Consider the following 22,903-nt stretch of genomic DNA (forward strand, 5'->3'; position numbering starts at 1 on the left):
CGTGCCCCACACCAAACAATCCGATAATCGACTGAGTGTTCGTTTATCGAACACATTGTTGTCAGGCTACCGTTTTGCCTTGCCTATGATCGTTCCCAACACTCTGCGTGGGAATGCAGCCCGGGACGCACCGCATCCCTGCCGAAGCGGACGCAGAGCGCAGGAACGATCAAGGTTAAATGTCAGGTCGCATCCGCATGACTGACCACACCTTTGATCACCACCGCCGCAGTCGCCAAAGCCGCCGGAATCACCAGTGCCGTTAGCACTTGCTCGAAATTCCAGCCCAGTCCCAGCAGTGTCGCGCCCATCCATGCACCCAGGATCGCGCCGAAGCGGCCAATCCCGAGCATCCATGACACCCCGGTGGCACGCCCTTGAGTCGGATAAAACCGCGCCGCCAGCGAAGGCATCGCCGATTGCGCACCGTTGACACACATGCCCGCCACCAACACCAGGGTCGCCAGTAAGGTGATATTGCCCAGGCTCTGCCCTACCGCGTAGGCAAACACCCCGGCCAACAGATAGAAAGTACCGATGACCTTGTGCGGATTGAAGCGATCCATGGCCCAGCCAACGCCCACCGCGCTCAACACCCCGCCGAACTGGAACAGCGCACCAATGAACGCGGCCTGCTCCATGCTCGCACCGCTGTCGCGCATCAGGGTCGGCAGCCAGCTTGTCAGCAGGTAAACGATCACCAGGCCCATGAAGTAGGTCAGCCATAGCAGCAAGGTGCCGACGCTGTAGGTGCCGGAGAAGATCACGGCAAACACGTTGCGCGCCTTCACGGTTTTCTGTTCCGGCACGCTGAAGCTCGATGCCTGGGCCACCACCTTCGGGTCGATGGGGGCCAGCGTCTTGCGTACTTTGTCGGTGCCGCGATTACGCACGACCAGAAAACGCGCCGACTCGGGTAGCCAGATCAGCAACACGACGCCAAGGATCAACGGCAGGATCCCGCCGATCAACAGCAAGCTATGCCAGCCGAACGCCGGGATCAGCTTGGCCGAAATGAATCCGCCACCGGCCATGCCCAGGTTGAAGCCGCAGAACATGCTGGTCACCAGCAGGGATTTCTTGCGCTCCGGGGTGTACTCCGACAACAGGGTCGTGGCGTTGGGCATGCCCGCGCCCAAGCCGAGGCCGGTCAGGAAGCGCAACACCAGCAACTGGTCGACATTGGTGCTGTAGGCCGACGCCAGGCTGAAGGCACCGAACAGCAGCACAGCCCCGACCAGTACGACCTTTCGCCCAAACCGGTCAGCCAGCGGCCCGGAGCCCAACGCCCCGAAGACCATGCCGATCAGCGCCGCACTCATCACCGGGCCAAGGCTGGCGCGATCGATACCCCAATCCTGGGACAGGGCGGGCGCGATGAAGCCCATCGCCGCCGTATCGAGACCATCTAGGAAGACAATCAGGAAACACAGGATCACCACTCGCCACTGATAACGCGAAATGGGTTGGGCATTGATGAAGGACTGCACGTCGAGGCAGTTACCTACAGCAGACTGGGGCTGGTTCATTATTTTTTTCCCACGCAAAGAACGCAGTCGAACAGATATCAACCTCTAACGAGGCTGTCACGAGAAAGGGGGAAGCCAGGATCAGGTGATCGAGCTCCGGCAAAAAAACCAGGGAGAACGGCGACAGTCTGGGAATGTGCGCATGGGTGCCTCTTCTCATTATTATGGGGTCGCCGGCCGGTGCCGGATCGAGATCGACAGCGCCGGGTGGCGCTGGCGCGACATTAATGAGGCAAGGTAAAGAGCGTCAATTCGTCAAACGCGAGTCTGTGCGTTTATCGAACAGCTTAGGAAAACAGCTGGGTACTGAGGTCACGGCTGGCACTCAGCAGGCCAGGAAGGAAACGCTGCTCGAGCTCGCTGCGGCTGACCCGACCGGCGTGGGTACTGACGTTGAGCGCCGCAACCACCTGACCGGAAGCGTCGTACACGGGGACGGCGATCGAACGCAGCCCCTGCTCGAGCTCTTGATCGACGATGCACCAACCCTGCTGACGTACTTCCTGCAGGCATTCCAGCAAGGCTTGGGGGGTATGAATGGTTCGACTGGTCTTGGCTTGCAGGTCGGCGTGGTCGAGATACTCGCGCAATGAAGTGTCATCGAGGGCGGCGAGCAGGATCCTGCCCATCGACGTGCAATAGGCCGGCAGGCGCCCGCCCACCGAAAGGTCGACCGAAATCAGGCGCTGGGTGGTCGCCGAACGCGCGATATATAAAATGTCATCGCCTTCCAGGGTAGCCATGTTGCAGGCCTCATGGAGTTGCTCGCTCATACGGTCCAGGTAGGGTTGCGCAGAAACCGCCAGCGGCGTCGAGGACACATAGGCATGGCCAAGGGTCAGCACTTTGGGCAACAACGAATACGTTCGGCCATCGGTCGTGGCATAACCGAGTTTGATCAGCGTGTGCAGGCAACGTCGCACGGCGGCGCGGGGAATTTCCGTACGATGGCTGATCTGCGCAATGGTCAAGTGCCGCTTGCGCTCCTGGAAGGCTTGCACCACGGCCAGCCCACGCGCCAGCGAGGTCATGAAATCCGGATCACCCGTCAGGGCCTGGATTCGCTTGGCGGGTGAAGCTACGATCGGCGGTGCCACCGAAGCGAAGGAGTTGCGCAATTGATCGTTCATACAAGGTCCTTTTCCCGGCCGGATCGGCGAGCTATTACAGGGCACTGGGTGCAGGGTATACAAGCCCGGCCTGGTAACATCGGGCGATTATCGAACCATTGCGCGATAATCGCAATCGATACTGCTCACGATGCAATCGACCATGCAGCCATCGATACAAGTTTTTTTGTGCAGGCGCTGCAGACTTCATGACGCAATGTAACTGTCTTAAGTTGTGCGACTTAATGACGTCAGAAAGACATCACCGTAGTGTGGCATCCTCCAATGCCCTAGTTGCCAGTAACGGTGATGAGTGAAAACAGTCACACATCAAGATCCACTTTTAACTCTATCGTGATAGTGTTCTCTAAATCGCTCGCTATAATGTAGTTCAGTAGCCATTCGGTTTTTTATTGGCCGATCCCGCTACCCGGTGGCGCGATGTTCCATCGCCGCTCTCCACAGCAAGCACCTGACGCCGACTGCATCCGCATCGCGCCAACGCGCTCGCTGAAACAGGATCTGATGCTACGTCAGCTGTATATCTCTGGTGCCGTGGCCGCCTGCAACATGGAAGTATGATCGCCCTGTCGTAAACGCGATGCCTGCAAAGGCTTTTTGCATTCGACGCGTGCGGTCAATACATCAGGTGCAGTGCGTTTCACCAGAACTCATCTCAACTCAATCAGGTAGCACCGTGACAAAAGACGAACTGCGCGCGGAACTTGAGCGCCAGGAACAACGTTACAAGGAAGTTTACGGCGGGGAAGTCACCACCTACGCCGCCCAGCCAGAACCGGAACGCAAGCCATGGCGCAAACGCGCCACCGTTCAGGATCAGGTTTTCAAGCAAGAACTGGAAAAAATGGAAAAGGAACTCAAAGCCGAGGAGCCATGAAGGCTTGGGCTTGAATGCCTGCCGGGGTCTGCGCTGCATCCGTTAAAAGCGGAATGTATAGATGTTGCCTCTTGCGCCCGCTACGAGCGGGCAGCGGCCGCCTTTCCCACCGGACGAGGTTGAAGGCTCGAATCTGACCCTTTTTTCAGAAATTTCATACAAGCATGCTCACACCCCCTTCAGGTGAGGCAAACCCCTGTGCCTGCGGGCTTCTCAAAGAAATTCAATCACTTGCAAAACCCTGTAATTCACGGGGGTTATCGGCACCGTTGCAAAATAATTCGTTGAAGAATGTTACCGATGAGCAGCAAGTGCATCGATTTCCAGTCTTTTCTGGCATAATCGCGCCCCCTTATGACCGGGTCAGAAAACCTTCATGATCGATTTATTCAGCGGACTGGATGCTTGGGTGCTTGTGAGCCTCTTGCTCGCCCTGGCTTTTGTCCTCGCCTTCGAGTTCATCAATGGATTTCATGACACCGCTAACGCGGTAGCCACTGTTATCTACACCAAAGCCATGCCACCCCATCTGGCGGTGTTCTTTTCCGGTGTGTTCAATTTCCTCGGCGTATTGCTCGGTGGCGTGGGCGTGGCGTATGCCATCGTTCACCTGCTACCGGTTGAACTGCTGATCAACGTGAACACCGGCCACGGCCTGGCAATGGTTTTCTCGCTGCTCGCGGCGGCCATCACCTGGAACCTGGGCACCTGGTACTTCGGTATCCCGGCCTCCAGCTCCCACACGCTGATCGGTTCGATCCTCGGCGTAGGCCTGGCCAATGCCTTGATCAACGATATTGCGTTGGCCGACGGGGTGAACTGGCAGAAGGCGATCGATATCGCCATGTCGCTGGTGTTCTCGCCGATGGCAGGCTTCCTGATTGCCGCCCTGGTACTGATCGGCCTTAAATGGTGGCGTCCGCTGTCGAAGATGCACAAGACGCCGGAACAGCGCCGCAAGATCGACGACAAGAAACACCCGCCATTCTGGAACCGCCTGGTGCTGGTGATCTCCGCCATGGCCGTGAGCTTCGTGCACGGTTCCAACGATGGTCAGAAAGGTATCGGCCTGATCATGCTGGTGCTGATCGGTATCGTGCCGGCGCAATTCGTGCTCGACCTGAACAGCACCACCTACCAGATCGAACGTACCCGCGACGCCACCTTGCACTTGAGCCAGTTCTACAAGCGCAATGCCGACTCCCTGGGCGAGTTCCTGGCCCTGGGCAAAAGTGTCGAAGGCGACCTGCCGGAGAAGTTCCGCTGCAACCCTCAGCAGACCGAACCGACCATCGACGCACTGCTTGGCACCCTCAAAGGTGTATCCGACTACCACTCGCTGTCGTCGGAAAGCCGCATCGAAGTACGTCGTTACCTGCTGTGCCTGGACGACACGGCGAAGAAAGTCAGCAAGTTGCCAATCCTGGGCGCCCGTGAAAAGGCTGACCTGGACAAGCTGCGCAAGGACCTGACCACCACCACCGAATACGCTCCGTTCTGGGTCATTCTGGCGGTCGCCCTGGCCTTGGGCCTGGGTACCATGGTTGGCTGGAAGCGCGTGGTACTGACCATCGGCGAGAAGATCGGCAAGCAAGGCATGACCTATTCCCAAGGCATGTCGGCGCAGATCACCACGGCGAGCCTGATCGGCATGGCCAACATCTTCAGCCTGCCAGTGTCCACCACCCACGTCCTGTCCTCGGGCGTGGCCGGCACCATGGTCGCCAACAAAAGCGGCCTGCAAGGCGGCACCGTCAAGACCATCCTGCTGGCTTGGGTCTTGACCCTCCCGGCAACCGTGGCCCTGTCGGCCGGCCTGTTCTGGCTGGCATCGAAGGCGCTGGGTAGCTGATACGCAGTCGTACGGAAAAAGGCGCGCTCCGTGAGGACCGCGCCTTTTTTATTACCGCTTTCGTTCAATCACCCCTGTTCCAATGTGGGAGCGAGCCTGCTCGCGAAAGCGATTAACCTGTCGCCATTTTCATTGCGACGACCTCCGTCTTCGCGAGCGGGCTCGCTCCCACATTGGGCTTGCTACGTCTCGACAGGAATCGCAGACAAAAAAAAGGGCAACCGAAGTTGCCCAAAATGCCTTGCGTGCTCATTGCATCCAGAAAGACCTACGGCTTTTTGCGCTTGTGCGAGTCTTTCCAGATAAAGAATCCGAACCCTGCAAAAAACACCAGCATGAGGCTGACGGTCAGCACTCCGGCGATCACCACGTTGTCGAAAAACATGACGCGTCTCCTGCAGTTGCCCTGTTGCGATGGAGCCAAGGTAACCATTCGGGCAGGAGAGAATATTGACCGGGATCAATGTTGCCCGGGACCGGGCATAGAAGGAGGGAAAAACTGACCTGCATCAATCGATGCAGGGGGATTCAACGCTTTTTCGGTTTGTTCTTCGGCTTCTTCTTCGCCTTGCCCAACGGCATGGCCTGCTCGAACGCCTGGCGCACTTCATTCAGGCGCTTGTCGTTGAGATCGTGGACACGCTTGGCGCGTTCGGCATTAAGGTCGATCAGCTTGTCATCTTGGCTCATGGCGTCAGTGCATCGCTTGAAATGAAATTCAATTGCCGCAGGGATCGGCGGGACTGTGCCAATAATGCGGTCTGGCGACGGCGCTGACCAGCCACCGACTCAAATCTCGATATCGACCCACAGCCCCTGGCGAGTCTGGCCTTCCATCAGCGGGGCCACCGGCACGGTTTTGTCGGCATTGAGTTCGTCGCCCGGGATCGCCAGGTGCGCCTCAGGGTCTTCATCGGCCTCACGGCGGCGCCTTTGCTGCTCTTGCTTGCGCCGCTGCTCCTCGCGCAGCAGCAGGGCGGCCTCCTCCGGATCACGATTTTGCAGGTCGATGGTGCTGTCGCTGGAACTTTCCTGCATCGGCACGACGGGCGCGATGTCCGGGCGCGGGCGGACCGGGTCGTGCTGGGAAGTGATCGGCACGGCACTCAAGGGGAGCATGGGTGGCAGCATATTTTTTCGGTCTCCTGTCTGCAGGCTGTCGGCCGCGGCGACGTTGACTTGAGCCATCGGTCGCAAACTGTGTGTCCACGGGCACGACAAGAACTGTCACAGGCTACGATTTCTTCAGCCTGGCAAGATCAAAGGATCGTAGCCAAAGGCAGTTCCCGCACAGGTATTCCTTTGGTCTGGAGACCTGATTCCGTTAAGATAGCCCGCTTTTTCAAGGTGGGAGTCAGGCAGCATGGCGCAGCAGTATCAACCGGGGCAACGCTGGATCAGTGACAGCGAAGCGGAGCTGGGTTTGGGCACCGTTCTGGCACAGGACGGCCGCTTGCTGACCGTGCTCTACCCGGCCACTGGCGACACTCGCCAGTACGCGCTACGGAATGCGCCCCTCACACGTGTACGGTTTTCGCCGGGTGACACCATCACTCACTTCGAAGGCTGGAAACTGACCGTTCGCGAAGTCGACGACATCGATGGCCTGCTGGTCTACCACGGTCTCAACGCGCAGAACGAAGTAGTCACCCTGCCGGAAACCCAACTGTCGAACTTCATCCAGTTCCGTCTCGCCAGCGACCGTCTGTTCGCCGGGCAGATCGACCCCCTGGCCTGGTTCGCCCTGCGCTATCACACTCTGGAACACACCAGCCGCCAACTGCAGTCGTCGCTGTGGGGCCTGGGTGGCGTGCGTGCGCAACCGATCGCGCACCAGTTGCACATCGCCCGCGAAGTGGCCGACCGGATTGCGCCACGGGTGTTGCTGGCGGACGAAGTAGGCCTGGGCAAAACCATTGAAGCCGGCCTGGTGATCCATCGCCAACTGCTCTCGGGCCGCGCCAATCGCGTGCTGATCCTGGTACCGGAAAACCTCCAGCACCAGTGGCTGGTAGAGATGCGCCGTCGCTTCAACCTGCAGGTCGCGCTGTTCGACGAAGAACGCTTCATCGAAAGCGATGCCTCCAACCCGTTCGAAGACACCCAGCTCGCCCTGGTGGCGCTGGAGTGGCTGGTCGACGACGAGAAAGCCCAGGACGCGCTGTTCGCAGCCGGTTGGGACTTGCTGGTGGTCGACGAAGCACATCACCTGGTGTGGCACGAAGATCAGGTCAGCCCTGAATACTCTCTGGTCGAGCAACTTGCCGAAACGATCCCGGGCGTCTTGCTGTTGACCGCGACCCCGGAACAGTTGGGCCAGGACAGTCACTTCGCGCGTTTGCGCCTGCTCGATCCGAACCGCTTCCACGACCTGGCCGCCTTCCGCGCCGAGAGCGAAAACTATCGCCCGGTGGCCGAGGCCGTTCAGGAGCTGCTGGAAAAAGGTCGCCTGTCGCCGAAAGCCCATGAAACCATTCACGGCTTCCTCGGTAACGAAGGCGAAGCCCTGCTGACCGCCGTCAACGATGGCGACACCGAAGCCAGCGCCCGCCTGGTGCGCGAGCTGCTGGACCGCCACGGCACCGGCCGCGTGCTGTTCCGTAATACCCGTGCCGCGATCCAGGGTTTCCCGGAGCGCAAACTGCATCCTTACCCGCTGCCGTGCCCGGACGAATACCTTGAACTGCCGCTGGGCGATCACGCCGAGCTGTACCCGGAAGTCAGTTTCCAGGCCCAGCCGGACGCCAGCGAAGAAGAGCGCTGGTGGAAATTCGACCCGCGTGTCGAGTGGCTGATCGACCAGTTGAAAATGCTCAAGCGCACCAAGGTGCTGGTGATCTGCGCCCATGCCGAAACCGCCATGGACCTGGAAGACGCGTTGCGCGTGCGTTCCGGCATCCCGGCCACGGTGTTCCACGAGGGCATGAACATCCTCGAGCGGGACCGCGCCGCTGCCTACTTCGCCGACGAAGAGTTTGGCGCGCAAGTGCTGATCTGCTCGGAAATCGGCAGTGAAGGCCGCAACTTCCAGTTCTCCCATCACCTGGTGCTGTTCGATCTGCCATCGCACCCGGACCTGCTTGAACAACGTATCGGCCGTCTGGACCGGATCGGCCAGAAGCACACGATCGAACTGCACGTGCCGTACCTGGAAACCAGCCCGCAAGAGCGCCTGTTCCAGTGGTACCACGAAGCCCTGAACGCGTTCCTCAATACCTGCCCGACCGGCAACGCCCTGCAGCATCAGTTTGGCCCGCGCCTGCTGCCGCTGCTCGAAGAAGCCGACGATGGCGAGTGGCAAGCGTTGATCGACGAAGCCCGTGCCGAGCGCGAGCGCCTGGAAGCCGAACTGCACACCGGCCGTGACCGCTTGCTGGAACTCAATTCCGGTGGCGCTGGCGAAGGCGATGCGCTGGTCGAAGCGATTCTTGAGCAAGACGACCAGTTCGCCCTGCCGATCTACATGGAAACCCTGTTCGATGCATTCGGCATCGACAGCGAAGACCATTCGGAAAACGCCCTGATCCTCAAGCCGAGCGAAAAAATGCTCGACGCCAGTTTCCCGCTGGGCGACGACGAAGGCGTGACCATCACCTACGACCGCAACCAGGCGCTGTCTCGCGAAGACATGCAGTTCATTACCTGGGAGCACCCGATGGTCCAGGGCGGCATGGACCTGGTACTGTCCGGCTCCATGGGCAACACCGCCGTGGCGCTGATCAAGAACAAGGCGCTGAAACCTGGCACCGTGTTGCTGGAACTGCTCTACGTCAGTGAAGTGGTTGCCCCGCGCTCACTGCAACTGGGCCGCTACCTACCGCCGGCCGCCCTGCGCTGCCTGCTCGATGCCAATGGCAACGACCTGTCGGCCCGGGTGTCGTTCGAGACCTTGAACGATCAACTGGAAAGCGTGCCGCGCGCCAGCGCCAACAAGTTCATCCAGGCCCAGCGCGACCAGCTGACGCCACGGATCAACGCTGGCGAGGACAAGATCTACCCACGTCACGCCGAACGCGTGGCAGAGGCGCAACGCCGCCTGGCCGCCGATACCGACGAAGAACTGGCACGCCTGACCGCGTTGCAAGCGGTCAACCCGACGGTTCGTGACAGCGAACTGGTTGCCTTGCGCAAGCAACGCGAACAAGGCCTGGCGATGCTCGACAAGGCTGCGCTGCGACTGGAAGCGATTCGGGTGTTGGTGGCGGGTTAAGCCCCCCCTGCTCTACCGGTAAATAAAAAGGCCCGCAGTGATGCGGGCCTTTTTATTTATCTGAGTTTTGTAGTGCTGCTGATGCCCCTTTCGCGAGCAAGCCCGCTCCCACATTGGATCTTCGGTGGACACAAGATTTGTATACGACAGAGGCCAAGTGTGGGAGCGGGCTTGCTCGCGAAGGCGGCTAGGCAGTCGCTGCAGAACCCACCGGCTCAACCACCGCCACCAAGCCTTCCTTCATACGCTTGGCATCTTTCACAAAACACCGCGACGCCAACACCAGAAACACCATGGTGAAAAACAGCGCCACCGGAATCAGGTACATCGCGTCATGCAGGCCGACCGCCTTGAACGCCTCGGTCATCTGCCCGGCACCGGCCGAGAGCATCGCCGTGTGGGCAAAGTGATCGGACAACGCGCCTACCACGACCGGTCCAAGACCACCGCCCAGCAAGTACAACCCGGCAAAGAACAGCGCCATGGCCGTCGCCCGCAACCGCGGCTCGACCACGTCCTGAATCGCCGTGTAGACGCAGGTGTAAAAGTTATAGGCAAACAACCAGCCCAGGCTGAACACCGCCACGAATACGCCGATCTCTATTCGCCCAGAATGCAGCGCCCACGCCGTGCACAGCGTTGAGATAATCAGGCTGAACGCGGCGAACAGCAGACGACCGTTGGCGACGCGCTGGTGGATCTTGTCCGCCACCCAACCGCCCAGTGTCAGTCCGAACAACCCTGTCACACCGACAATCACCCCGGTCGCCACCGCAGCCTCCTGCAACGGCATCAGGAAATAACGCTGCAGCATTGGCACAAGGAACGAGTTACAGGCATAGGTGGCGAAGTTGAAACAAAGTCCAGCCATCACCAGCCACAGGAAAGTCGGCACCGCCAGCACCCGGCGAATCGGCCGGTCAATCTTCTCTTGCGACACCTGCACGCTTTCAGCCGCGCCGCGTTTCGGCTCCTTGATGAAAAACATGAAGATCGCCAGGATCAGTCCCGGTACTGCGGCAATAAAGAATGGAGCACGCCAGCTGTCGAAAGCCTTGACCATCGCGCCGATGGTGAAGAACGCCAGCAACAAGCCCAACGGCAGTCCGAGCATGAAAATGCCCATGGCCCGCGCCCGGCGATGCGCCGGGAACAAGTCGCCGATCAGCGAATTGGCGGCCGGTGCGTAACTGGCTTCACCGATGCCGATGCCCATGCGCACGATCAGGAAACTCCAGAAGCTGCCGACCATGCCGTTGACGGCGGTCAGGCCGCTCCACGCCGCCAGGCCCCACCCCATCAACTTGCTGCGCGAGCCGGTATCGGCCATTCGTCCCAGTGGCAGGCCGGCGATCGCGTAGACAATAGTGAAGGCAGTACCGATGATCCCCAGTTGAAAGTCGCTGAGGTGCCACTCCATGCGGATCGGTTCAATGATGATGGCTGGGATCGTGCGGTCGAAGAAGTTGAACAGGTTGGCCAGGAACAGCAGGAACAGAATGCGCCAGGCATTCGCCGCTTGGGTCGAGTTCTGCATGGGTCCGTCTCTTTTATTGTTATGGGGGCTTCACTGCCAGTGCATCCGAGCCCGGAACCTGCAATCTAGTCAGGCAGGCCGGGACTGTCTGTAATTATTCGTAAAGCTGATACCCGCCCATGGGGACAGACGCGGCCCAGGCAACATTTTATTTCCAAACGGACTAAGGTTCATTCCAAAATCATTGGGAGACAATGTGCCACCATCCCTTGCGTTCAATCCACGGCCTCTATACTCCAAGACATTCGCCAGCGTTGATTACGTCGGCCAGGGAGACAAACACGGGGCATGCTAATGGAGTGGCTTGGTCTGCATTTCACTACAGGGCTAGCAGAAAGCGGACAGGTCATACTCCAATGTGTACATGACCCTTTTCTGGTGCTGCTGGCTTTTCTGGTCGCCTGCGCCGGGTGTTTTGCCACGCTGGATATGGCCGAACGGATCAATCATGCGCAAAAACCAGCGTCCCAACGCCTCTGGCGGTGGATCGGCGCCGGGTGCCTGGCCGGCGGAATCTGGGCCATGCACTTCATTGGCATGTTGGCGTTCCAGGCGCCGATCGACGTGCATTACCATTTGCCCATCACACTCTTGTCGCTACTGATCGCCCTGTGTGCGTCGTGGCTGGCCATGCACACCCTCAGCTTGCCTACCCTGAATTTTCGACAATGCTGCAAGGCGTCGATCATCATTGGCCTGGGTATCGCCACCATGCACTACGTGGGCATGGCCGCCATGCGCTCGCAAGCGACGCCCTACTACCATCCGGGGCTGTTCATCCTTTCGATCATGATCGGCATCGGAGCCAGTCTGGCGGCACTGATGCTGGCGAGCTACCTGCGTAATGGCTTGGGTATTTTTCACCAACTGCGTAAATGCGCCGCCAGCCTGGTACTGGGCGCAGGCATCATGAGCCTGCATTTCACCGGCATGGCCGCCTTCGACCTGGCCCTGCCAACTGGCAGCCTGTTAACCCAGCCTGGCGAAAACAACCATCTACAACTGGGCCTGACGGTAGCCGTCATGACGCTCCTGATAATAGGCAGTTGCATTAGTGCGGCGCTGGCGGACAAGAAGCTGCAGCACAAGGATCGCGATCTGCTGCGGGTGAATTCGCTACTCACCCAATTGGACCAGGCGCGCATGTCCCTGCAACAGGTGGCGCACTATGATGCACTGACCAACCTGCTCAACCGTCGCGGGTTCAACCAGCTCTTCGCCGAAAAGCTTCTGGAGCGCACTCACGCAGGCGGCATGCTCGCCGTCCTGTTCCTCGACATCGACCATTTCAAGCGTATCAACGACAGCCTCGGCCACGATGCCGGCGATGAATTGCTCAAGGTGCTCGCCCGGCACATCAAAAGTTCAGTGCGCAGCCATGACGATGTAGTAGCACGTTTTGGCGGCGACGAATTTTGCATTCTCATCGACCTGCATGACCGTGATGAGGCGCGACAGATGGCCCAACGCATCATGCTGAAAATGAAGGAACCCATCGAGCTGTCCGGGCGGCGGATGGTCATGACCACCAGCATCGGCATCAGCGTATTTCCCGAAGACGGCAAGACCTGTGAAGAACTGCTGAAAAACGCCGACCTGGCGCTCTATCAATCCAAGGACGGTGGCCGTAATGGCCTGAATTTCTTCAGTGCCAACCTCAAGGCACGGGCCATGCTCGAACTGCAAATGGAGGAAGAGCTGCGCCACGCCCTGCGCGAAGACACCGGCCTGATGCTCTATTACCAACCGATCCTTGACCTCAAGACCGACCAGGTCAGCAAGCTCGAAGCGTTGATCCGCTGGCAACACCCTGTCCACGGATTCCTCACGCCGGACCGCTTCATTGGCATAGCGGAAGCCAATGGGCTGATTACCGAGCTGGACAATTGGGTGCTGCGCAAGGCTTGCGCCGACCTGGGCGAGCTGGCACGCCAGGGCTGCGGGGACTTGAAGATCGCCATCAATTGCTCACCCCTGACCCTGGCACGCGAAGAACTGAGCGACGAAATCTCACTGGCGTTGCGCAGCGCCGGGGTGGAGCCCCATCGACTGGAGCTGGAGGTCACCGAAAGCGCTCTGATGGGCAACATTGCCGAGACGCTGGTGCTGCTGCAGCAGATACGCGCCCTCGGCGTTTCGTTGTCGATTGATGACTTCGGCACCGGTTATTCATCCCTGGCTTACCTCAAGCGCTTACCGCTGAACACGCTGAAGATCGACCGTTCTTTCATCCAGGACATTCCGAAATCCACCCAGGACATGGAGATCGTCCAGGCCATCATCGTCATGGCCCACACCCTGCATCTGGAGGTGGTTACCGAAGGCGTAGAAACCTTCGAGCAGCACCAGTTTCTCGAATGCCACGGTTGCGATTTCGTCCAGGGCTACCTGCTCAGCCGCCCGATACCTTTGACCGAACTTCAACCGGTGCTGAACGAAATCAACCAGCGCAAGGCATCGTACAGCGTCACGCACTTGGGTCTGGTTCACGGTACAACTGCACTAATGTAGAAGGGTCTTTCTCCAGGAACCCCTGCCCCCCGTGCAGGCGCATCAATTGCGCGGCCAGGCCACTGATCGGCGTCGCCGAACCTTGTTCGCGGGAAAATTTCACCGCGCTGTCCAGATCCTTGAGCAAGGTCCGCACGTGCCATTTGATGGGTTCGAAACGGCTCTCGGCCATTTGCGGCGCCAGGAACTGCAAGGGCCTTGAATCGGCAAACCCACCGGCCAATGCCTCGGCGATCAGGCTGGCGTCGACCCCGGAGCGTTCCGCCAAGGCCACCACTTCGGCGATGACCAGCGCATTGCAGGCAACGATCATCTGGTTGCAGGCCTTGGTCACCTGCCCTGCTCCCACGGCGCCCATGTGCGTCACGCGCTGGCCGAGAGTAAACAAGGCCGGCTTGACCCGCTCAAGGTCTGCCACGGTGCCGCCGACCATGATCGCCAGGCTACCCGCTTCGGCACCCACCACGCCACCGGACACCGGCGCATCCAGCCAGCCCATGCCGGTTTTGCCGAGCTCTGTCGCCATTTCCCGGGTCGCTGTGGGTTCCAGGCTGGAAAAATCCACCAGCAGTTGATCCTTCTTCGCCCCTTCGGCAATGCCCGACTTGCCGAAAACCACCTCGCGAACCACCGAGGTATCCGCCAGGCACAACATGACCACTTCGGCGTGCTGGCACAACTCGGCAGGCGTTGCGACCTGGCGTGCACCGGCCTCGACCAGTGGCGCGCACTTGGCCGGATTGCGGTTCCACACCGTCAATGGGTAACCCGCGGCGAGCAAACGCCGACACATTGGCAGGCCCATCAGGCCGATTCCTGCAAACCCCAGGGCCGGTAGCGTTGACATCATATTGCCTCCTTTTTATTAAAGAACACCGAATATTGGCCGATTCATCAAGACTCAGGAAAGGATTCCGCCGAGCGACGCGCAAGCTGATTGTGCCGCCCGGGACTAATACGCGCTGATAAAAGACGCGAGTTCTCATTCCGTGATGGTCGACGACAGTATGTCCCCCGACCAACCAGTCCAGGTACATGGCGAACGATGACTTCTAAAAACAACCCGGCCCCTGCGCTTTCCGACCTGACGTTGAGCCCGGCGGCGAACAGCCCCGCACCGTCGAAGCCATTGACCCCGTCGCGCCCCCTGGCGACCCAGCAATACCTGTATTTCACCGAAACCAACACCGATCGCATCCTCGACAACCTCGACGGCCTGCGCGACATGGTATTCCCCCGCCCGCCGCATCTGGAAGGCGACAACGAACAGCACAACGACCAGCAATTCCCGTCGGTGTGCCTTATTGGCCTGGGCCGCTGCGGTTCGAACATCGCGCTGGATGTCGCAGAACTGGTCTACAACGCCCGCAAGTTCTACCTCAACGAATTCAACAACGAAGATCGCCTCTCGCCAGACAAACGCTATGCGGAAAAAGGCTATAGCCCGGCGCAATGGATTCGTAACAACTTGCGCCTGGGGTCGAACAAGGCCACCAAGCCGGTGTTCCTGGTAGAACCCCTGGTGATGCTGGGCGACCTGGACAAAGACATTGCGGGGCGTATCCGCTTCTCGCGCAAGGGCGAAAAGAGCGGGTTCCTGCGTGACTACAGCAAGATGAAAATCATGGACCTGTCGGAAGTCCATGCCGGCGGTGCCGGTAACGCACCGATCCTCGGCCAGTACCTGGCCAAGATCATCCTGAACAAGGACACCCAGCGCTTCTCCAGCCCGGACTGGAAGATGATTCACTCGTACTTGATCGACAGCTGTGGCATCAAGGCCAACCAGTCGCGCCTGTATTTTTCGATCTTCAGTGCCGGTGGCGGCACCGGTTCGGGCATGGCCTCGGAGTTCGGCCTGGCCCAGCAACACTCGTACATGAACAAGACGTTCGACACCAAGCCGATGGACGAGCACGACAGCAAGAGCGGCCACGCCTTCGTCTTCGAGCCGATCTTCACCAGCGGTATCTGCGTACTGCCGAACATCTCCGATCACCGCAGTGAAATGTCCGAAGCGCTGCACATCAACGCCGGTCGCCTGCTGTGCAAATACCTGTCGGAAGAGTGGGACTTCTCCTACAACTTCGCCAACGAAGACAGCAGCGAAGCCAGTGTCATGGGACGTATCCGCCCATGGAACGCCATGATGCTGATTTCCAATGACATCATGCGTTATGCCGAGGAAAGCGATGACGGCAACATCCAGAACATCGACGTCAACGCCATGGAAAAGCATGCCAACCAGTACATTTCGCAGCAGATCTTCAACATCCTGACCGCGCAGGCTGTCACGACCGATTACGACCAGAACTATTTCCGCCGTGCCGGCATCGACATCGGCGAAACCATTCGCCTGGATGCCAACGACCTGTTCATGAGTCTGGCCGGCCCCGTGGCGATTGCCTACGCCGAGTCCGTGGTGCCGGAAACCCAGGCGCCTGCCGGCGACAAGTTCAAGGTGTTCGAGAAAGAGCCACAGCGCCTGAACATCGACGATCTGTTCTTCCGGTCCATCGACCTGCCGCACTTCAACAAGGTCACCCAGGCCATCGAAGGCATTAGCCTCTTGCCGATCGAGTCCAAGCGCTATCGTGCGTCGCTGGAGCAATACAAGAATTCAGGATATGACGCAGCGGCCCTGCACGACCTGCATTTCTTCAAGAACTGTTCGTCGGTGGTGTCGATCGTTTCCCTGCCCAAGGACTACAAGCTGTCCTACATGGACCTGAACCGGCTGAAGACGCACCTCAACAACCTGTTTCCCAACACCACGCTCAAGCGCTATGCGTTGGTGATCGGCGCCTCGGCCAACCTGTCGCTGACCACCCTGATCGCCAAGAGCCCATGCCTGTCGGACGATTTCCTGACCTTGATCGTGGCGTTCATCAAGCGTTGCTTCGCGCGCGCCCCTTACCGCTTCGATGACACCCTGGACAACTCGGTCCTGGACTTCATCATCAACGAACAATTCGACGAAGACCTGATCGACGACCTGCTCAACGAGTTCGAGAACCCGGCGAAAATTCTTGATACCAATTGGTATGCGATCAAACCGATGTACGAGAAGAAGTATCGCGAGCTGATCAACGACAAGGACAAGTTTGTCTCGATCAACGACATCCGCCTGTCTCGCGATTGCGTGAAGAAAGCGATCAAGTACCTGCGGGAGATCTATCGTCACCGGATTGGCAAGACCAAGGTGATTTCGTTGAATAACCATACGGGCAAGACTTTCTAAGCCCGGCGCAACACTGAGTCGGCCCCTTCGCGAGCAAGCCCGCTCCCACATTCGACCGCATCCCTACTGACGGAACGCGGTCGAATGTGGGAGCGGGCTTGCTCGCGAAAGCGATCTGACATTCACCGCGTAAACTGCAGGTAAACAACATTCAGAAACAATTGAGCAGCTGTTTAATTGTCCCCCCAACTGTTCCCGTTACGTTTACGTCACCGTGAACCTGTGGCCTTTCTCTACGGCAACGTGCCATCACGCTACTCGGCTACACACTTATCCCTGCCAGGTCATCGCACCAATAGGGTGCAGTCAATCAGCCCTGCGCCTTTTCCTGAATCATAATCCACGGCGAAACCACCACTGCCCACAACGACGGATCGCGCTCGAAAAGATCCAGCGCCCGCGATTCAGACAGCTTGGCGACCTTGTCGTCAGCCAGCCAGGCGGCCACTTTCTCGCCGTCATCGGTCGCCATGGCTTCGGCGGCAGCGATCAAATCAAGGCCGGGGTCGACCCACAATAGGGCACCCTTGGCAAAGAACGGCTCCAACTCCTTCCAGGTAATAGATGCGGTTTCTCCAAGCAGCTTGGCATAGAGGGTGCTAGGTTCTTCAATCATGGGTCCGGTCCGGAAAAGAAATCGACGCAATGATAACGTCGGTGATCAGGCAGAAAAACCCAGATGCAATTTGCAGGATTGAATGAAAAGCGCAGGAATGCCAAGGAATGCACGGAATCTGGCTATAAGCCCGTCAAAGCCCCGCCGCAATTCTGACTTTTTCTTTCAAATAAGCGACACCCCCAAGTTTTGCCCCCTGACGCCAGCTTCCCAGGCTGACGATCGGCGCTCTACACTGTACCGGTACAGTTGCCGAGGGGCTTTTCCGGGGAATGTCGTAGATACTGACCCGGTTCTGCCGCCGACGGCGCCAGGACTATAAAAATTACAACAGTAAGAGTGGAGCACTATGACTAAGGCTACTAAGCAGATTTCCAAACTGTTTGCCGCTATGGTTCTGGCCGGGGTTGCCAGCCATTCGTTCGCAGCTGACACCATCAAGATCGGCATCGCCGGCCCAAAAACCGGCCCTGTAGCCCAATACGGCGACATGCAGTTCAGCGGCGCCAAAATGGCCATTGAACAGATCAACGCCAAAGGCGGCGTAGACGGCAAGAAGCTCGAAGCCGTTGAATACGATGACGCCTGTGATCCAAAACAAGCGGTAGCGGTCGCGAACAAAGTCGTCAACGACGGCGTGAAATTCGTGGTTGGCCACCTGTGCTCCAGCTCCACTCAACCGGCTTCGGACATCTACGAAGACGAAGGCGTGATCATGATCACCCCGGCAGCCACCAGCCCGGACATCACCAACCGTGGTTACAAAATGGTGTTCCGCACCATCGGCCTGGACAGCGCCCAGGGCCCTGCCGCCGGTAACTACATCGCCGACTTCGTAAAACCGAAGATCGTCGCCGTCCTGCACGACAAACAGCAATACGGTGAAGGCATCGCCTCTGCCGTGAAGAAAACCCTGGAAGGCAAAGGCGTGAAGGTTGCCGTGTTCGAAGGCGTCAACGCCGGCGACAAGGACTTCTCGTCGATGATCGCCAAGCTCAAGCAAGCCAACGTCGACTTCGTCTACTACGGCGGCTACCACCCGGAACTGGGCCTGATCCTGCGTCAATCCCAGGAAAAAGGCCTGAAAGCCAAGTTCATGGGTCCGGAAGGCGTGGGTAACGACTCCATCTCGCAGATCGCCAAGGACGCCTCCGAAGGCCTGCTGGTGACCCTGCCGAAATCCTTCGACCAGGATCCGGCCAACATCGCCCTGGCTGACGCGTTCAAGGCCAAGAAAGAAGATCCAAGCGGTCCGTTCGTATTCCCGGCCTACTCGGCTGTGGAAGTGATTGCCGAAGGCATCAAGGCGGCCAAGTCCGAAGACTCCGCCAAAGTGGCTGAAGCCATCCACAAAGGCACCTTCAAGACCCCTACCGGCGACTTGAGCTTCGACGAGAAGGGCGACCTGAAAGACTTCAAATTCGTGGTTTACGAGTGGCACTTCGGCAAACCAAAAACTGAAGCCAAGCCTCAGTAAGGCCCTGCCTGACTGACTGCCAACAAAGCCCACGGCGTGCCGTGGGCTTTGTTTTACGAACGTATCTGGGCCGCGCTGGCGTGATCCGCTAGTCTCCCCACCTGAAAATCTCAAAACCGTCATCAGCGGTTCGCTGGCAAATCCCGGATTCGAAGTGGATGCAGATCCACGGGGCCCGGGCGGGAAAATGACTCCACCAGTGAAATGCGTATCAGGTTTTTAGGAGCGCTGTAATGCCTGACATCTATCACTTCTTCCAACAGCTGGTTAATGGTTTGACCATTGGCAGCACGTATGCCCTGATCGCCATCGGCTATACGATGGTCTACGGCATCATTGGAATGATCAACTTCGCCCACGGCGAGGTGTACATGATCGGCTCCTACGTGGCGTTCATCGCCATCGCCGGGCTGGCCATGCTGGGACTCGACAGTGTTCCGCTGTTGATGACCGCCGCTTTCCTGGCGACCATCGTCGTCACCAGTGCCTACGGCTACAGCATCGAACGGATCGCCTACCGCCCCTTGCGCGGCAGCAACCGTCTGATCCCGCTGATTTCCGCCATCGGCATGTCGATCTTCCTGCAGAACACGGTTCTGCTGGCGCAAGACTCCAAGGACAAATCCATCCCCAACCTGATTCCGGGCAACTTTGCCTTCGGACCAGGTGGCGCACATGAAGTGCTGATTTCCTACATGCAAATCGTGGTGTTCGTGGTGACCCTGATCGCCATGCTCGGCCTGACGCTGTTCATCTCCCGCTCTCGCCTGGGTCGCGCCTGCCGCGCCTGTGCCGAAGACATCAAGATGGCCAACCTGCTGGGTATCAACACCAACAACATCATCGCCCTGACCTTCGTCATCGGTGCCGCGCTGGCGGCCATCGCGGCCGTGCTGCTGAGCATGCAGTACGGCGTGATCAACCCGAACGCCGGTTTCCTGGTCGGCCTCAAGGCCTTCACCGCCGCGGTACTGGGCGGTATCGGCAGCATTCCGGGCGCCATGCTTGGCGGACTGGTGCTGGGTGTGGCGGAAGCCTTTGGTGCCGATATCTTCGGCGACCAATACAAGGACGTCGTGGCGTTCGGCCTCCTGGTTTTGGTGTTGTTGTTCCGGCCAACCGGCCTGCTGGGCCGCCCGGAGGTTGAGAAAGTATGACTAGGAATCTTAAACAGGCGCTGTTCAGTGCCTTGCTGGTATGGGCCGTCGCCTATCCGGTACTGGGTTTGAAGCTGAGCATCGTTGGCATCAACCTCGAAGTCCATGGCACCAGCACCGCCACGTTGATCACCATCGCCGTGTGCTCGGTGCTGATGTTCCTGCGCGTTCTGTTCGACCAGCAGATCAGCTCGGCCTGGCGCTCCTCGCCGAGCATGCCGCTGATTCCGGCCAAGGCCAGTAACTTCCTGACCCTGCCGACCACCCAACGCTGGATCATCATTGCGTTGATCGCCGGCGCCCTGGTCTGGCCGTTCTTTGGCTCTCGCGGCGCAGTGGATATCGCGACGCTGGTGCTGATCTACGTGATGTTGGGCCTGGGCCTGAACATCGTGGTCGGCCTGGCTGGCCTGCTCGACCTCGGTTACGTCGGTTTCTACGCCGTCGGCGCCTACAGCTACGCGCTGCTGTCGCACTACTACGGTTTGAGCTTCTGGATCTGCCTGCCAATTGCCGGCCTGATGTCCGCCACCTTCGGTTTCCTGCTCGGTTTCCCGGTGCTGCGTCTGCGCGGTGACTACCTGGCGATCGTGACCCTGGGCTTTGGTGAGATCATCCGTCTGTTCCTGCGTAACCTGACCGGCCTCACGGGCGGTCCGAACGGCATCAGCAACATCGAGAAGCCAACGTTCTTCGGCCTGACCTTTGAACGTAAGGCCGCTGAAGGGATGCAGACGTTCCACGAGTATTTCGGCATCGCCTACAACTCGATCAACAAGGTGATTTTCCTGTACCTGGTTGCGCTGTTGCTGGCGCTCGGAGCGCTGTTCGTCATCAATCGCCTGCTGCGCATGCCCCTGGGCCGCGCGTGGGAAGCGTTACGTGAGGACGAGATTGCCTGCCGTGCACTGGGCCTGAACCCTACCGTGATCAAATTGTCGGCGTTCACCCTGGGTGCCAGCTTCGCCGGTTTCGCCGGTAGCTTCTTCGCTGCCCGTCAGGGCCTGGTGACGCCGGAGTCCTTCACTTTCATCGAGTCGGCGATCATCCTCGCCATCGTGGTACTGGGTGGCATGGGCTCGCAGCTGGGTGTGATCCTGGCCGCCGTGGTAATGATCCTGCTGCCGGAAATGATGCGTGAGTTCAGTGAGTACCGCATGTTGATGTTCGGTGCCTTGATGGTACTGATGATGATCTGGCGCCCTCAGGGTCTGCTGCCCATGCAACGTCCTCACATGGAGCTGCGCAAATGAGCCGCGAGATCCTTAAAGTAGAAAACCTGAGCATGCGCTTCGGCGGCTTGCTGGCGGTCAACGGCGTTGCCTTGAGCGTGAAAGAGAAACAAGTGGTTGCCCTGATCGGCCCCAACGGCGCCGGCAAGACCACCGTGTTCAACTGCCTCACCGGCTTTTACAAGCCAAGCGGCGGCAGCATCCTGCTCGATGGCGAGCCGATCGAAGGCCTGCCGGGCCACAAGATCGCCCTCAAGGGCGTGGTGCGTACCTTCCAGAACGTGCGGTTGTTCAAGGACATGACCGCGGTCGAGAACCTCTTGATCGCCCAGCATCGCCACCTGAACACCAACTTCCTGTCCGGCCTGTTCAAGACCCCGGGGTTTCGCAAGAGCGAACGCGAGGCCATGGAATTTGCCGAGTACTGGCTGGAAAAGGTCAACCTCAAGGAGTTCGCCAACCGTCCGGCCGGCACCCTGGCCTACGGTCAACAGCGGCGTCTGGAAATCGCCCGCTGCATGATGACCCGTCCGCGGATCCTCATGCTCGACGAACCGGCCGCCGGCCTGAACCCGAAGGAAACCGAGGACCTCAAGGCGCTGATCAGCGTGTTGCGTGAAGAGCACAACGTCACCGTGCTGCTGATCGAGCACGACATGAAACTGGTCATGAGCATTTCCGACCACATCGTCGTGATCAACCAGGGCACGCCTCTGGCCAACGGTACGCCGGAACAGATCCGTGACAATCCTGAAGTGATCAAAGCCTACCTGGGGGAAGCGTAAATGCTGCAGTTCGAAAACGTTTCCACCTTCTACGGCAAGATCCAGGCCCTGCACAGCGTCAACGTCGAAGTCCGCCAGGGCGAGATCGTGACCCTGATCGGCGCCAACGGTGCCGGCAAGTCCACGCTGCTGATGACCCTGTGCGGTTCGCCGCGGGCCCACAGCGGCAGCATCCGCTACATGGGTGAGGAGCTGGTCGGGCAGGATTCTTCGCAGATCATGCGCAAGAGCATTGCCGTGGTGCCGGAAGGTCGTCGGGTGTTTTCCCGCCTGACCGTCGAAGAAAACCTCTCGATGGGTGGTTTTTTCACCGCCAAAGGCGACTATCAGGAACAGATGGACAAGGTCCTCGGACTTTTCCCACGCTTGAAAGAGCGCTTTAGCCAGCGTGGCGGCACCATGTCCGGCGGCGAACAGCAAATGCTCGCCATCGGCCGTGCGCTGATGAGCAAACCCAAGCTGTTGCTGCTCGACGAGCCTTCACTGGGCCTGGCCCCGATCATCATCCAGCAGATCTTCGATATCATCGAACAGCTGCGCAAGGACGGTGTAACGGTGTTCCTGGTCGAGCAGAACGCCAACCAGGCGCTGAAAATCGCTGACCGCGCCTACGTGCTGGAGAACGGGCGAGTGGTGATGACAGGCACCGGTGAAGCGCTGTTGACCGATCCGAAAGTGCGCGATGCGTACCTCGGTGGCTAAGCCTTTGCGGTAAACAAAAAAACGGCCTTTGCGGGCCGTTTTTTTAT

18 protein-coding genes are annotated in these 22,903 nt (G+C 59.0%); 10 read left to right on the top strand and 8 right to left on the bottom strand.

Translation table 11 applies throughout. The features are described 5' to 3' along the window. Nucleotides 1-182: 182 nt before the first annotated feature. Both CGA21_RS11700 and pcaR read right to left on the bottom strand, forming a co-directional pair. Nucleotides 183-1,529, bottom strand: coding sequence for an MFS transporter (locus CGA21_RS11700; RefSeq protein WP_020798339.1), 1,347 nt, complete (start codon nucleotides 1,527-1,529; stop codon nucleotides 183-185). 287 nt (nucleotides 1,530-1,816) lie between these two features. Beyond that, entirely contained in the window at nucleotides 1,817-2,659 is an 843-nt protein-coding gene (gene pcaR, locus CGA21_RS11705; RefSeq protein ID WP_110748927.1) for a pca regulon transcriptional regulator PcaR, read from the bottom strand. Between the two features lie 676 nt (nucleotides 2,660-3,335). Here pcaR and CGA21_RS11710 point away from each other — a divergent pair. Beyond that, nucleotides 3,336-3,536 carry a hypothetical protein gene (locus CGA21_RS11710; protein WP_008056863.1) on the top strand — a complete coding sequence of 67 codons (201 nt, stop codon included), beginning with the start codon at nucleotides 3,336-3,338 and terminating at the stop codon, nucleotides 3,534-3,536. Between the two features lie 376 nt (nucleotides 3,537-3,912). After that, nucleotides 3,913-5,388 carry an inorganic phosphate transporter gene (locus tag CGA21_RS11715; RefSeq protein ID WP_110748925.1) on the top strand — a complete coding sequence of 492 codons (1,476 nt, stop codon included), beginning with the start codon at nucleotides 3,913-3,915 and terminating at the stop codon, nucleotides 5,386-5,388. 268 nt (nucleotides 5,389-5,656) lie between these two features. On the opposite strand, the gene ccoM is transcribed toward CGA21_RS11715, so the two are convergent. From ccoM to CGA21_RS11725, 3 genes are all read right to left on the bottom strand, one after another. After that, nucleotides 5,657-5,773 carry a cytochrome c oxidase subunit CcoM gene (gene ccoM / locus CGA21_RS30230; RefSeq protein WP_008056860.1) on the bottom strand — a complete coding sequence of 39 codons (117 nt, stop codon included), beginning with the start codon at nucleotides 5,771-5,773 and terminating at the stop codon, nucleotides 5,657-5,659. A 143-nt stretch (nucleotides 5,774-5,916) separates the two neighbouring features. Then, nucleotides 5,917-6,078 carry a hypothetical protein gene (locus CGA21_RS11720; RefSeq protein WP_008016476.1) on the bottom strand — a complete coding sequence of 54 codons (162 nt, stop codon included), beginning with the start codon at nucleotides 6,076-6,078 and terminating at the stop codon, nucleotides 5,917-5,919. Nucleotides 6,079-6,177: 99 nt separating this feature from the next. After that, a complete protein-coding gene (locus CGA21_RS11725) occupies nucleotides 6,178-6,519 on the bottom strand; it encodes an aspartate-semialdehyde dehydrogenase (protein ID WP_188264243.1) in 342 nt (113 codons plus the stop codon). Between the two features lie 232 nt (nucleotides 6,520-6,751). Between CGA21_RS11725 and rapA the strand changes: the two genes are divergently transcribed. Beyond that, nucleotides 6,752-9,598 (top strand): RNA polymerase-associated protein RapA, encoded by a 2,847-nt coding sequence (rapA, locus tag CGA21_RS11730; protein ID WP_188264244.1) that lies wholly within the window; start codon nucleotides 6,752-6,754, stop codon nucleotides 9,596-9,598. Between the two features lie 187 nt (nucleotides 9,599-9,785). On the opposite strand, the gene CGA21_RS11735 is transcribed toward rapA, so the two are convergent. Further along, the gene (locus CGA21_RS11735; protein WP_188264245.1) at nucleotides 9,786-11,135 is read right to left on the bottom strand and encodes a spinster family MFS transporter; all 1,350 of its coding nucleotides are present in this window, start codon (nucleotides 11,133-11,135) and stop codon (nucleotides 9,786-9,788) included. A gap of 294 nt (nucleotides 11,136-11,429) precedes the next feature. Here CGA21_RS11735 and CGA21_RS11740 point away from each other — a divergent pair, with 294 nt between their 5' ends. Beyond that, nucleotides 11,430-13,646: a putative bifunctional diguanylate cyclase/phosphodiesterase gene (locus CGA21_RS11740; RefSeq protein ID WP_110748918.1), complete on the top strand. Its 2,217-nt coding sequence runs from the start codon at nucleotides 11,430-11,432 to the stop codon at nucleotides 13,644-13,646. Here CGA21_RS11740 and CGA21_RS11745 read toward each other — a convergent pair. Further along, entirely contained in the window at nucleotides 13,603-14,496 is an 894-nt protein-coding gene (locus CGA21_RS11745) for an NAD(P)-dependent oxidoreductase (protein ID WP_110748916.1), read from the bottom strand. The genes CGA21_RS11740 and CGA21_RS11745 overlap by 44 nt on opposite strands. A 195-nt stretch (nucleotides 14,497-14,691) precedes the next feature. Here CGA21_RS11745 and CGA21_RS11750 point away from each other — a divergent pair, with 195 nt between their 5' ends. After that, entirely contained in the window at nucleotides 14,692-16,887 is a 2,196-nt protein-coding gene (locus CGA21_RS11750) for a hypothetical protein (RefSeq protein WP_110748914.1), read from the top strand. A 310-nt stretch (nucleotides 16,888-17,197) separates the two neighbouring features. Here CGA21_RS11750 and CGA21_RS11755 read toward each other — a convergent pair whose 3' ends face one another. Continuing rightward, nucleotides 17,198-17,503, bottom strand: coding sequence for a DUF2288 domain-containing protein (locus CGA21_RS11755; RefSeq protein ID WP_110748912.1), 306 nt, complete (start codon nucleotides 17,501-17,503; stop codon nucleotides 17,198-17,200). A gap of 349 nt (nucleotides 17,504-17,852) precedes the next feature. Here CGA21_RS11755 and CGA21_RS11760 point away from each other — a divergent pair, with 349 nt between their 5' ends. The 5 genes from CGA21_RS11760 to CGA21_RS11780 all read left to right on the top strand — a co-directional run bounded on the left by CGA21_RS11760 (nucleotide 17,853) and on the right by CGA21_RS11780 (nucleotide 22,856). Next, a complete protein-coding gene (locus CGA21_RS11760; RefSeq protein WP_020798126.1) occupies nucleotides 17,853-18,980 on the top strand; it encodes a branched-chain amino acid ABC transporter substrate-binding protein in 1,128 nt (375 codons plus the stop codon). A gap of 233 nt (nucleotides 18,981-19,213) precedes the next feature. After that, complete coding sequence (gene livH, locus CGA21_RS11765) at nucleotides 19,214-20,137, top strand: high-affinity branched-chain amino acid ABC transporter permease LivH (protein ID WP_095058735.1); 924 nt, start codon at nucleotides 19,214-19,216, stop codon at nucleotides 20,135-20,137. Continuing rightward, a complete protein-coding gene (locus tag CGA21_RS11770; RefSeq protein ID WP_110748910.1) occupies nucleotides 20,134-21,390 on the top strand; it encodes a high-affinity branched-chain amino acid ABC transporter permease LivM in 1,257 nt (418 codons plus the stop codon). The genes livH and CGA21_RS11770 overlap by 4 nt, the downstream gene beginning before the upstream one ends. Next, nucleotides 21,387-22,154 (top strand): high-affinity branched-chain amino acid ABC transporter ATP-binding protein LivG, encoded by a 768-nt coding sequence (gene livG / locus CGA21_RS11775; RefSeq protein ID WP_046816659.1) that lies wholly within the window; start codon nucleotides 21,387-21,389, stop codon nucleotides 22,152-22,154. Before CGA21_RS11770 ends, livG begins: the two co-directional genes overlap by 4 nt. Further along, nucleotides 22,155-22,856 (top strand): ABC transporter ATP-binding protein, encoded by a 702-nt coding sequence (locus CGA21_RS11780; RefSeq protein ID WP_020798122.1) that lies wholly within the window; start codon nucleotides 22,155-22,157, stop codon nucleotides 22,854-22,856. It begins immediately after the preceding gene. Nucleotides 22,857-22,903 lie beyond the last annotated feature (47 nt).

The organism is Pseudomonas sp. PSB11 (genome assembly GCF_014596605.1).
Taxonomy (GTDB): domain Bacteria; phylum Pseudomonadota; class Gammaproteobacteria; order Pseudomonadales; family Pseudomonadaceae; genus Aquipseudomonas; species Aquipseudomonas umsongensis.